We start from the raw sequence: 12623 nt of genomic DNA on the forward strand, positions 1-12623 counted from the left end.
CTAATGGTAATCTGTCGCCAGTAGAGTATGAGCAAAGTTCCTTAAGAAAAGTGTCCTGATTTAGTTGCGCAGAACACTCAATATATATGCCGTTCAACCTAACAACTAATTTAGACCGTTTTGAGTTGTGAATTCGTAGTGTGAAGCAGAAATTCGGAAAGACCACTACTGGAACTGGAATTCCTAGATTTTACTAGACATGCTTTTGTTGCTAAACGAATGTTCGATCTGACCCGCTTTGAGTCCAACCTCATCACCTTGTACTACTACCTAAGCGTTTTGTGGCCTTCAACTGTTAGTGCTAAGCCTAATTCCATGCTTGGTTGCAAATACTTTTAGCTTTTTCTCATACCGAAGCATTTCTTTTTCGTGACGACAAAAGAATCGAACGACCTCACCTTCATAGATGGCACGAATATCATTCTCGCCCGCATCTATCGAGTAACTGCCATTGCCTAAGTGATACGCTGCTCGTCCGCCGACGAAGTTCTCGATAGTAAAGGTCGATAGTAATGACTCGACTTCATCAGTAGCTATTTGTTGAAAGACAGTATGGCAATAAGGCATATCTCTGACTCTTGAATTGCTGAAGTTTAAGTATAGCAAATGACAAACTTGGAAGATCTATGAATTTCATTTAATGTTGATAGCAATTAATCATAAATATCACACGTATACTGAAAAAATATGAAAAGAAAATTGATACGTCTGCGTAAAAAACACTTAACTGCATTTTTCAAAAATCAGCATAATATTACTCGCGCTAATAGCACAATCGTTACTTTTGAATCTATCGCTAAAGTAAAGAAAATGGGCCAACAATATTATCATCAAAGGGTTAATCAGCTTCAAAAGTTGAACGCACGTCAACTTAAAAAATATAGAAAAAAGCAAATATTTTCTGGCTTGACAGGTAGTAAATTTGGCGCTATTTGTGAAACAAAATTAAAACCAGCTTCCGCAATTTTTAAAAAAAGTCGCTTTAAATAATCTGAAAGAAATAGTTGAAGTTGTGGGTTCTATGAGCCTGTAGAGCCTGTAACTAATTTTGAGTTACAAACTCTCTGATCAATTGTTCAACATCTAGTTTCTGATTATCTTTACATGCTGCAATTACTCTCTCTACTAGATGAGGATTTATTGATAGTCCTTCTATACGATTGTTAGCAATCGCCTCTCTGACATTATCGATCATGATGCGCTGATTAAGTGATAATTGATCATTACATAACTGTATGTTTTGTTCTGATTGATGAGTATCTACTTTGCTCATTATTTGCCTGTTCAAATAGTTTTGAATACATACTTCATTTTTAGAAGCTAAAATTCAAACTTGCAACGAATTGGCACTAAAACGCTTCAATTCGTCCTGAATTAAACTCATACTTCCAAATCATATCTAATCAATAGCTAATAGACTTCTATACTCCTCAAATGAAAACCTATCAGTCATTCCGCTAACGTAGTCAATCAGTAGGCGCGATCTGTAATACATTTCTATAATTTTATCTTCATCTGTTGCGACTGCTGCATCGTGTAGCCTTTTTACGCTATCACAATAATAACGCTTATGTTTATTAGATAATAGATGGTACAACCTAGTCTCTATAGGAAAAGTTTTTAAGAATTCGCTTTTTGAAAGAGATTTAAAGTTTTCATAATCTAATCTGAGAAGCGGTGTATATATATCAAGTAATCCTGATATGATAGCGTGCCCTTGCAATTCTGATCTTTCAACCTCCTTGGCAGAAAACACATACTTAAAAGCAACACCCTTTAACACTTCTGTTGCCAAATTATATTCGTCATTACCATCTAATAAAGATTCATCAAGTGTTCCATTGAAAACTGATTCATGATTGGAAATGTATCGTTCAGAAGCATAATTGGCTAGATCATTTACTAAGTTAGTTCTTAAAGTAAGTATATAAGAATGGTTCTTATTATGAGATTCCGATTCATATCTTGCATATGCCTTTTGCGCAAGGTTAGGAAGATAACGTTTTTCAACTACCTCGTTATCTACTTCATCATCATCTAAGTAAGATTCCCAAATACTAACGATAGCTTGATGAAGTTGGTCTACGTCCAAAATACCTTTATCCAAAGCATCGTCTAAATCCGCAATACAGTATGATATGTCATCCGCTGCTTCCATTATGTAAGTAAGTGGAAATCTATTTCCTGATTCAATGCCTAAACTACTTTGTAGTTTCTTAACGTATTCTTCTTCAGAATAATAATAGCCGGGTTTTTTCTTTCTATATTTATACGGTTCAGTTTTTCCTGACGGCCTCTGCTCATAGGCAGGTCTAGTATATTTAATTAAACAAGCTACTTGAGTAAATGACAAATTCAAGTCCTGCAAGCTATGTAAAAGTCGAATGGCTTGCGCATTACCTTCAAAGCAAAGTAAGTCTTTTAGTAGTTTACTTTCCCTAACTTCATCCCCAAATTTTTCTGTAAAAATATTTAACAATGACGTTCCTGACCACATATTAATAGCTTCTTCACCGAAATGCCCGAAGGCTGGGTTTCCAACATCATGAAGTAAACATGCGATTTCTATTGCGCTGGTAAATCCGTCTTTTTTATCTTCTAACCCCAATTCTCTTAACTTACCGTCATTATCAAGTTGTTTTAATACAAGCTTAGCTATATACCTACCTACTTGTTGTACTTCTAACGAGTGAGTTAAACGACTTCTTACTGCCGCATTCGATTCTAAAGGAAACACTTGAGTTTTTTGTTGAAGCCTTCTTACCGCAGCAGAGTTGATTGAGCGGCCTCGGTCTGATTCCATTTCCTCATCGAATGTTTTTTTCGGAGCTGTTGATGCACGAAAGCGTTCATGTTTTAGCTTTTCGTTATAATCCATACTGCTGTTCCCTTAATTATTTTGTATATAAGGATATTTTCCCCCAAGCATTAAAATAATGCTTGGTATATTACTAGATTTTTTGGGGCTACTGACGTTAACTTAAGCCTAACTTTTGTTTTATATCGAAAGGTAATTTATTCAACATTTTTTCAAACAATTTTTCACAGTTTTTTTGAAGTAATTGTTCGTTTTCTTTAGTTAATTTAATTGTACTAATCTTTAATTCTTCTTTTGATTTATGCTGGTAACCTTTGCTACGTGTTTTTAATCTTTTTTCCTTAAAATTAATTAAAACTTCGTTTGCATCATTATAATAATTTGATAACTTTTCTGAGTAGGTATTACTATTAAAAAGTGGTTGGGGTGCTTTATCTACTCGCCTCGCTACTTCAGCCTTTGAAATTGTCCAAAGGGACAAAGTTTTATAACTTTGTTTGCTATGGTGCCCACTGATATAGCGCATCTTTTCTTTTTTCAGACTATTTATCGCTTCAAAGGCTTCCTTAGCTGTAGGGTGAAGTTTTATCCATTCAATATCTTTATCAATATCCAATTTATCAGATTCTTCTTTCTGCCCATCAATTCCCAAAAACTCGCTATAGTAATCATCTGTCATTATGAAGCCTCATCAAACTTACAAACTAAATCAATAGTTTCATTAAGATAATCAATGAATGCCTGATAAGGAGAATCATCGAAACTTTTATTTAACTCTTGAACTTTTTGTAATGCTAAACGCACTATCACTAAGTGTTGCTTTTTAATAAACATCGGTAAATTGGGGTTTCTACAGGCTTCTATGTCAGGCTTTGTATAAACGACAATACCTTTATAGTTTGCTTCTGTTATATCACCATTAATGCAACCTAAACAAAACTTAGGGGCTGCATTATGTCTTTGAGGGACGCCATTTTGGGAACACTTAGCTTTAAAAAATGTATTTTTTCTCAACACACAAGTATTCCAAGCATTGACTTTTATATCGATGATTCTGTTATTGGCTATATTACTAGTTAGTTTTTCAAACTCTTCTGGCGTATGTGCCTTTGTAATAACAACAGCTTTATTAATAAATTTATCAAACTGACCTGAATAATGCCTTCTTTCGTCACTAAGGCTTTTTATTCTAGAACTAACAATGTGATTTATTGTCGTTCTCTTAGCTACCTGCATTATAGCTCTAGCTTCTTTTCCTCTAAGATAAGCCATAAAAAATCGTTCATCTATATGCTTAAAGTTGGCTCTTATGAATTTACCGACATCGCCTCTATATCTTCTTAATACTGCTTCAGCCCAAATATGTCGCAAAGCATGGGGGGTAGCCTTATAAACACCAGCACATATTTCCGCTCTAATTGCATTCAAGTCCGAACTACTAAAATCATTTTGATTATATTTTATATAATCTAATGTTTCGGATGACAAGCGACTTTCGAATATTTCCACACTATCTTCATCTAAAGAACCGTTTACGAAACGATTTACGATTTTAGCAAAATCTATACTCCCCTCTTTTTCAACATATTTACGTGAGACTAAGGCAAGAGTTTTGTTACCTTTTCTCAATTTATCTCTTAAATCTAGAAGTTCCTTTACCTTCCTATTATCTAAGTCATACTTTTCAGATAACTGTTCTTTTCTTTTTAAATCAATTAAGTTTGAGTCTTTTGAATTTAATAATTGCAGTTCATCAAGATCTAAAAATGTAGCGTATTCATCAGGGAACTTTTTCCAATGTCTTGTAACCATATTATATATTTGTCGCTCAATTTCGGTATTTTTCCCAAATTTTGCTGAAGACAAGGCAAGGTTATTGTCTTTTGATGCAGCCAGAGCTGAAATCTGCTTTATAAGAACAGAAGAAGATAATGTTATCTCTCTATCCAATAACGTTTCTCCATTAGTCTTAGGGGATATCCATTTAATGTAAAATCGAAAAGGTGAATAAACCGCATCTAAAATATCTTTGTTGACTTCTGATTTTAATGCCGACTCAGGAAAACCATACTCACTAGCTCTCCACCCCGTATAAGCTACCAATGAAGTTATACCCGCAGCTATAACGTCTCTAAAAAAACTAGCAATATTTCGCCTAGTATTAGTATCAAATTGAGCTGCATGTTCAGCCATAATCAATTTCGAAGTTTTTAAATTTATTACTACATCACCTAAAGCACTATCGCATACTTCATCGAATTCTTGTAAGGTGAACTCAATTTTAAAACCTGCATTATCACTATTAAGACTTGCTGAATATTCAGCAAGTATGTTTTCTCTTTTCTTAAGCTGGTTATTATAAAATCTTGCGTACAGGAGCGATCTTACAAATTCATAAGAATCAAAACGAGTTTCATCTAAATTTAGTGCTGTGATTATCCCGCTAAGTTTATCTAGATTAAAGGCATGATACTGAATTACGATTTTATTATAGTTTTTTACTAAAATATTATAAAACTGCTCTTTCAACTCATCATAACCATCACTAAATAATGAATTCCATTCATCTTTATTTCCCTCCGTATCAGTATCCATTCCCAATTGATTAAGAGAGTTACGGAGTGCTGTAGCAAATACAATATGTTGTTCAAAGTAATTTGCACAATAATCTATATAATGTTTACCGACATCTAATGTTAAAAAATCAAATGTTCCACCCTTTTTATAGTCTGCCAGTGTCATACCTATTTGTGCTAAACAGGCGGCATTAAATGCTTTATTTAGATCTTCGTCATGAATACTATGAACAACTTCATCTACGCTGTGGAGGCGTAAAGTTCTTGTAATATTCGATAGGTTAAACATTTTAAATCGAGATCCATAAGCGGGAGATGAAAGGCGTCTAACAAAGTCCCCGTCAACAAAATCATTAGTAAGAGATAAACTAAAGAAGTCTTCTAATCCTGACTCATTAAGTGAGTCAATGTTATTTTCTCGAAGATATGCAAAAAGCATCTTTAGCATTTCCAAATACCAGACACTTCTATAATCCAAAGAGTTATCGTGCCTTTGTTTTAAGAAAAGCCACTTAGCAAAATCTATTATCGTCAAGTTGATGAACTCTCCGACTTCGAATTCAATTCTAATACTTGGTTTGAATTTTAAAGTTTCTCTATTGAACTCATCAAAATTTAACGTAGCAAACAATTCCTTATTTCTTGATTTATTTGAAAATGGAATTACCCACCTATTACTTTCAAAAGAAGAATGTCCATTGGGATCAATTAAACGTAACATGTCAATGCAATGTTCTAAAAACTTACTCTTGGATTCATCAATAATGCTGATTAAATTGTCTAAATTATTCACTTAGTATCCCCCCGAATATGCAGTAAAAATTGGAGGTAAATCATTCCTATATTTTTGATAAAGATTTTGGCCCTCTGTAACGGTTTTTCTGTCAAAAAGCCTGTTTGAAAAAACTGTTTCGATCCATTCTGCTGTCGGTAGCGCTTCAAAAAACAAATGTTCAGGTGAACGTTCAAAAATTTTCATATGACTGCGCTCCAATTCTGCCAAATAATGCAATAACTTAAGGACAGTCTCAGGTGATTCCACAAGGTTAATTGTATCAGGTAAGTTTTCCTCACAATCTTCAGAAGATAACGAAAAGCCTAATTCATTTACTTTCCCATCCTTTTTTTTAGTAACTACTTTTAATAGAGCTAATGTGCTCTCTGCTCTATATCTAATAGTTTTCAAAGCACCTTCAATCGTAATATTATATTCTTCAATTTCGGCTTTACTTGGTCTTAAAACATTTAGCTCAATATCATGCATAACAGATCGAGTAATTCTGCCACAATTATCTAAATATGTTTGGTTCTCCATCGTTCTATAACTTTTTCGCTCTGTTTCATTTTTATGTGAGTTATAATTGGTAATTCGAGTAGGATCAAAATTGTCTGACTCCGAGTGAACTCTTGAATTTTTAACGGCTTGTGAACTAAAAATACGTGTTACAGTTGGTGTGTCGCAATTTAATAACCAATTAGAATTATTTCTTTCGTAAGCTTCCTTACGAACGCCTTTACTACATATAGCCGTTACACAATCGATGAAAACTGATGATGTCTTTTGTTTGGATAATTGAGCACCTATCTCTTTACGAACGCAAGATCCACCCAAATATTTAAAAAAAAGAGAGACATTTGTCATGGCTCCCATCTTGGCTTGCAGCGAACCATCGTTATCAACCAATTTTTCATTATTCCGAAAACTATCGGTGCGGTCATTTAAAAATGCAATAATAGCAGAACCTATTAATGAAGATCCGGTTACTGTTTCTACCTCATGGTAGCTTTTGGCACGAGATTTAAAATAATCTGACTCTATTTGTGTAATTTCACCAGTTTGTCGTCTAGAAAACCTGAAATCTCTGAGCTTTATTCTAAACAAATCAGTTAATGGAACTGTCTGATAAGACATCAAAAGAGCAAACAAATAGTTTTCTCCCTTTGAGATTGGAATCGAGCTTTTTTGTGAATTAGTATATTCAACTAATTCTTGGATAAATTCGGGAGTAAACAAAAATGAGCTGTCACTATTTTGGCGAAATATGGTAGTAGGTTTCCCTGTAATCTTAGACGTTTGAGAAGGTATTTTACCTGTATCCCAAAATATCTTTAAAGCGAATTGAAAAGCACTTTCAGTACATTGAGAGAATAGAAGAGATTCCACTGCTGAATTGATACTATTGGTGTTATCTTCATCTTCAAGTAAGCCTTTCAGTTTTACAAAGAAATCTTTTATATACTTTAAGGTTGCGACTTTATACGCAGCCTCCTCACTTCGAAATAGCTTGTTTTTTCTTCCACCTTTGTAATCTTCCTGTAATGGCCTTATTAGTTTTGGAGGAAAAAAATTTGGCTTTACTTTTTTCTTACGCAAGACATCAATTAATGTATGTTTAGCCTTATTTATTTCAATTAGTGAACAACTTATTGTTACTTGAAATGATTTCATTAAAAGCTTTGGTGAAGCCGCTCTATTATAAAGCTGTGTTCCTACACCAATATCGTCTCGTCTTAACCAAGAGTGAAAGCCAAAATAATCTGTAAGAGTAGTTTGGACTGGCTCGTCAATTGCTGCGGGCTTGTTTTTTGAAAGTAAATCTAAATACTGATAATCACTAGTTGTTAGTAAATTAACTCCAAAAGGATTATAATTAAGAGCTTTATTTACTAACCTTAATAGTTCAACCATTCCTGAACTTTGTGTCTTTACGCCAAAATGCTCAACCCTGTATGTTTCAAAATGTTTTAAAATATTAATTCGATTAAATTGGTTTATTTCTTGTGCATTTAAATAATCCATGAACATAGGGGCGATGCTTGACATTGCTTGGCGGTTACTGCTGTTACCATTAGCAAGAACAAATATTACATAATTTGCAGTATATAAAGCAGCAAATATTAGCCGCTTTTCATGAGATGTTAGATCATCAAGGGCTATTACTTTTGAATTGGAGCCTTTATATTCAGGTACAACAAATTTATCTACATTAAAAGGTTCATAATCAACTACTCTAACTGTTTGCTTGCTCGAAAACTCAGCCAGCATCTCAGCTTGTTGGTCTAATAAATTTTCTTCAAGTTTAGTCATTAGAACACCTCAAATAAGACTGTTCTTGATCAAGTTTTGACTTAACAGACCTTATGTATTTCCTTGTGGTGGTTGGTGCGCCTAAACCTTCTGTCTCATGGCCAAGCAACTCTGCAACCAATAAGTATGGCCTGCACATATGTGTTATGTTCTCCAAATCAAGACCATCCTCATCTACAGCATCATGAAATTTATCTGTACCAAATGAGTGTCTAAGAATATGATAAGTATGTTTTTCCTCTAGTAAATGAAGATAATCAGGTAATAACCCTAGTTGTTGCTTTTCAATCACTAAGTTTCTAGCCGCTTTAAAATCTCTTGTTCCTTGATACTCTTGAATACCATGAATAACCCGACTTTGAGGATCAGTCAAAAACAATGAGTCCTCAAGACTTTCCGGTCTTTCTATCTCATTGTAAAGCTTGAATCGCAACATCACATCTCGTGGTATATAAATCCATCTTGACTTCCCACCAATACCACCTCTACGGCCTTTCGAATATTTTCCTTGTAACCAATAATCGAATTTTTGCGTTTTTTCTTTTTCTCTTAGATTAAGTCTTTCTTCTGTATCAATTAAATCAAAAAATGATTTCATGCCGGAGTACGTAGTATTACCAACTTTGAAATCACTCAATAAAAACCCCATATTTTCCATAGTACGAAGGCCACATTCACCACCTGCTCGCAAGGTACATTCTGTTCTTAAATTATTAGCATTAGCGTATAGTTCTGCTCTCATTCTAGGAGAAAGGTACTGAACAACATTTCTTCTTTTTGTATTATCTCTTGCAAGAGCTTTATAATCGCTTTTAACATTTATCTCCTTCAAATTTGTTAGCCCAACAAAAGCTAGATAGTTATAGTAATACCTCAAACCATTAACTGCTTTCTCAACCATTTTTTCACTGGAGTTTCTTTCACCAATTAAGAAATCATTAATGTAATAGTTAAGAATCTCTTCAGGGAGGTTGTGATGGTTTTCCAATGAGATTGAATGTGTTTTCTCTAAATAAGTCTTAATCCACAATAGGAACTTTCTTAATTCGTAAAAACAATCCTCAATTTTGCTATCAGATAACATTACTTTGTTCAGCTCAGCTCCTTTAATACGCCTCTTTTCAGAGCTATCAATCCATGCTAGCTTGTAAGCTGATTTATTTTTTTTAAGTGAATATAAATATAAGTTTGGTAACACTAATGGGATTCCATCAAAGTCACATATCATCATTGTTTTATATTTTTCACTTCGAAAATGGTACATCAATTATGTCTCGCTCTAATTCAATTTACATAATAAACAACCTTTTCCGCAATAGATACATTATTATCTTTATTAGTGGGCGTCCGTTTCCCTTCGGTCATGGCGGTGAAGTCGCTTTACATTACATGATGCGCGAACATGGTGGGTTTGAAGGTAATGGACAAACGTTTAGAATAGTCACTCGTCTTGAACCTTATACTGCTGATGCAGGCATGAATCTTTCCCGCCGCACCCTATTAGGTTTAGTCAAATACCCTAATTTTATTAATAATCTAACCAATCAAACACTACATATCGAACAACAAAGTATTATTAATAAACGCCAAATTAAAGCCCAAGAGTGGCATCCGCCCAAAGGCCTTTATGGTTGTGATAAGGATATTTTTGATTGGTTATTGGCGCCATTGAATGTTTCTGACAAACAACTGCTGTCTAGTTTCAATCAAGCTCCAGACAAACATGGCAAAACTCAGTTTAAATCATTTGACTGTTCGATTATGGAACTAGCCGACGATATTGCCTACAGTATTCATGATCTTGAAGATGCCATAGTAATGGGCATAGCCAATCAACAACAATTCGAACAAGAAGTAATGAAGCCCATTCAGCAAATTGGTGAAGGCTGGTTAAGCCATCACATTGTCGATTTGTCGCAAAAACTCTTTAGTAATGAACACCATTTACGTAAAGATGCCATTGGTGCCTTAGTAAATTGTTTTATAACCAATATTGAAATCAACGAAGTTGATCCAAAGTTCTCGGATCAACTATTGGTTTTTAACGCAGTATTCCCGGCTATTTATCAAAACTGTATTTCGGTATTTAAAAAATTTGTATTTAAAAGAGTGATCTTAAAACCAGAATTACAACTATTAGAATATAAAGGCCAACAAATAGTCATGGAGTTGTTTGAAGCATTTAGTTCGGATCCCATGCGCTTATTGCCAGATAATACAAAAACCCGCTGGCTCGAAGAAGAAAAGCGAGATAACGGCCATCGAGTAATTTCGGACTACATAGCGGGTATGACTGACGGATTTGCTTCTAAACTTTATTCAACGTTATTTATGCCTACAGGTGTGGGCAATCAAGACACGTTAGGCTAATGGTTCAGATATTGAAAATTAATTAACTGTAATCGTGATACTTTTGTGAAGTAATTTTTATCCTAACCATAAGGTCTGTTTATATACAAACCTTCGGAATTTAATTGAGTAGACATTTATGCTGATCAAACATCCTAAAAAAAGTGATAGTAAAGAAAATCAAGTAACTGATGAAAGCATTTATAAGGATCGTAGACGGCTCTTAAAATCACTAGGTTTTATTGGTGCAGGTTCGTTGTTATCCACTACTCCATCCCATGCTTTAAACTTGTTTGGATCAGATGAAAGTCAAACATTTCAAACTAAAGCGCTAAAGTTCACTCAACCAAAACCATATCAGATCAAAGAAAAGCTCACACCTGAACAAAAAGTCATTAGCCATAACAATTTTTACGAATTTGGTACCAGTAAGTCAGATCCCATTGCCAATGCCCAAGAGTTTAAAGTTGATCCTTGGTCGTTAACCATTGAAGGCCTAGTAGAAAAACCTATCACTCTTGGATATGAAGACTTATTTTCAAAATTTGATTTAGAAGAACGAATTTATCGTATGCGCTGTGTTGAAGCTTGGTCTATGGTCATTCCTTGGATTGGCTTTTCACTAGCCAATATAATCAAACAAGCCAAACCAATGAGTACAGCCAAATACGTTGCGTTTGAAACCTTGCATGACCCAGACCAAATGCCGGGACAACGCAGCCGATTTAGTGGAGGTGGAATTGATTATCCTTATGTGGAAGGCTTGCGTTTAGACGAAGCCATGCATCACCTCACTCTTATGTCGGTGGGTTTATATGGTAAAACTTTACCTGCACAAAACGGTGCACCTATTCGATTAGTGGTCCCTTGGAAATACGGTTTTAAAAGTATTAAGTCCATAGTTAAAATACGCTTAACCGATAAGATGCCTCCTACTACTTGGAATTTATTGGCTAGAAGAGAATATGGCTTTTACGCCAATGTAAACCCCCAGGTCGACCACCCTAGATGGAGTCAAGCAAGCGAGCGCAGGATCACCTCTGGCGGTTTATTGACCCGGAACAGGATCCCCACTCAAATGTTTAACGGCTACGAAGAAGTAGCTTCGTTATATTCCGGCATGGATTTAACCAAGCTGTATTAATGATTTTATATTAATGATCAAACTCAAAATCATGCACATGACTGTGCTAAAAACCATAATCCACTTAGTGAGTTTAGGCCTTTTAGTTTTAACCTTTTATCAAGCAATTAACGATCAATTAGGTGCAGATCCTGTAGAAGCTTTGCTTCATTTTACAGGTATTGGCGCTTTTAACTTATTGCTTCTCTCGCTATTGGTTTCTCCACTAGCCAAGTTCAGTAAACAAATAGTGTTTATTCGGATCCGCCGATTATTAGGTTTATATGCGTTTTTCTATGGGTTAAGTCATTTTGTAAGTTACATAATATTTGAATTACAACTCGAATGGACACTTTTACTGTCAGAAATCATCAAACGCCCCTATATCACAGTTGGTTTTGCCGCATTATTGATATTAACGGCCTTAACAATAACCTCGACTCAATCCATACAAAGAAAAATGGGCAGAACTTGGCAAAAGCTACATAACTGGGTTTATGTAGCCGGGTTATTAGTTGCACTGCACTTTATATGGTCTGTTAAATCAAACCTCATTGAACCGTTAATTTATTGGTTAATACTCACTCTATTACTAGCAACTAGAACCAATAAACTTAAATTGTTTTATCGTAGGCGCTTCTCTAAAAATCCCCCTAATAAAAAATAAGT

The 12623-nt window shown here is 34.7% G+C and carries 10 protein-coding genes; 4 read left to right on the plus strand and 6 right to left on the minus strand.

Annotated features, from left to right (window positions below; translation table 11 throughout):
• The first annotated feature begins 687 nt into the window (after positions 1–687).
• A complete protein-coding gene (locus L0668_RS19850) occupies positions 688–990 on the plus strand; it encodes a hypothetical protein (protein WP_235314475.1) in 303 nt (100 codons plus the stop codon).
• 52 nt (positions 991–1042) lie between these two features.
• On the opposite strand, the gene L0668_RS19855 is transcribed toward L0668_RS19850, so the two are convergent.
• The 6 genes from L0668_RS19855 to L0668_RS19880 form a co-directional block, all read right to left on the minus strand.
• On the minus strand, positions 1043–1273 hold the full coding sequence (locus tag L0668_RS19855; protein WP_235314476.1) for a hypothetical protein: 231 nt from the start codon (positions 1271–1273) through the stop codon (positions 1043–1045).
• A 126-nt stretch (positions 1274–1399) separates the two neighbouring features.
• Positions 1400–2878, minus strand: a complete 1479-nt coding sequence (dgt, locus tag L0668_RS19860) for a dGTPase (protein WP_235314477.1) — start codon at positions 2876–2878, stop codon at positions 1400–1402.
• A 97-nt stretch (positions 2879–2975) separates the two neighbouring features.
• Positions 2976–3497, minus strand: a complete 522-nt coding sequence (locus tag L0668_RS19865; RefSeq protein WP_235314478.1) for a hypothetical protein — start codon at positions 3495–3497, stop codon at positions 2976–2978.
• On the minus strand, positions 3497–6187 hold the full coding sequence (locus L0668_RS19870; RefSeq protein WP_235314479.1) for a hypothetical protein: 2691 nt from the start codon (positions 6185–6187) through the stop codon (positions 3497–3499). Before L0668_RS19870 ends, L0668_RS19865 begins: the two co-directional genes overlap by 1 nt.
• Positions 6188–8482 carry a hypothetical protein gene (locus tag L0668_RS19875; RefSeq protein ID WP_235314480.1) on the minus strand — a complete coding sequence of 765 codons (2295 nt, stop codon included), beginning with the start codon at positions 8480–8482 and terminating at the stop codon, positions 6188–6190.
• Complete coding sequence (locus L0668_RS19880) at positions 8475–9749, minus strand: site-specific integrase (protein WP_235314481.1); 1275 nt, start codon at positions 9747–9749, stop codon at positions 8475–8477. The genes L0668_RS19875 and L0668_RS19880 overlap by 8 nt, the downstream gene beginning before the upstream one ends.
• A gap of 2 nt (positions 9750–9751) precedes the next feature.
• On the opposite strand from L0668_RS19880, the gene L0668_RS19885 reads away from it, so the two are divergent.
• From L0668_RS19885 to msrQ, 3 genes are all read left to right on the plus strand, one after another.
• A complete protein-coding gene (locus L0668_RS19885; RefSeq protein WP_235314482.1) occupies positions 9752–10852 on the plus strand; it encodes an anti-phage deoxyguanosine triphosphatase in 1101 nt (366 codons plus the stop codon).
• 118 nt (positions 10853–10970) lie between these two features.
• A complete protein-coding gene (msrP, locus tag L0668_RS19890) occupies positions 10971–11975 on the plus strand; it encodes a protein-methionine-sulfoxide reductase catalytic subunit MsrP (RefSeq protein ID WP_235314483.1) in 1005 nt (334 codons plus the stop codon).
• A 13-nt stretch (positions 11976–11988) separates the two neighbouring features.
• A complete protein-coding gene (gene msrQ / locus L0668_RS19895; protein WP_235314484.1) occupies positions 11989–12621 on the plus strand; it encodes a protein-methionine-sulfoxide reductase heme-binding subunit MsrQ in 633 nt (210 codons plus the stop codon).
• The last annotated feature ends 2 nt before the right edge of the window (positions 12622–12623 follow it).

Source organism: Paraglaciecola algarum (genome assembly GCF_021532655.1).
In the GTDB taxonomy this organism is placed as follows: Bacteria; Pseudomonadota; Gammaproteobacteria; order Enterobacterales; family Alteromonadaceae; genus Paraglaciecola; species Paraglaciecola algarum.

Excerpts from the sequence above, each read along its gene's own strand:
- msrP (WP_235314483.1), top strand. The coding sequence starts at position 10,971 with ATGCTGATCAAACATCCTAAAAAAAGTGATAGTAAAGAAAATCAAGTA.
- msrQ (WP_235314484.1), top strand. The coding sequence starts at position 11,989 with ATGATCAAACTCAAAATCATGCACATGACTGTGCTAAAAACCATAATC.
- dgt (WP_235314477.1), bottom strand. The coding sequence starts at position 2,878 with ATGGATTATAACGAAAAGCTAAAACATGAACGCTTTCGTGCATCAACA.
- L0668_RS19850 (WP_235314475.1), top strand. The coding sequence starts at position 688 with ATGAAAAGAAAATTGATACGTCTGCGTAAAAAACACTTAACTGCATTT.
- L0668_RS19855 (WP_235314476.1), bottom strand. The coding sequence starts at position 1,273 with ATGAGCAAAGTAGATACTCATCAATCAGAACAAAACATACAGTTATGT.
- L0668_RS19875 (WP_235314480.1), bottom strand. The coding sequence starts at position 8,482 with ATGACTAAACTTGAAGAAAATTTATTAGACCAACAAGCTGAGATGCTG.
- L0668_RS19885 (WP_235314482.1), top strand. The coding sequence starts at position 9,752 with ATGTCTCGCTCTAATTCAATTTACATAATAAACAACCTTTTCCGCAAT.
- L0668_RS19865 (WP_235314478.1), bottom strand. The coding sequence starts at position 3,497 with ATGACAGATGATTACTATAGCGAGTTTTTGGGAATTGATGGGCAGAAA.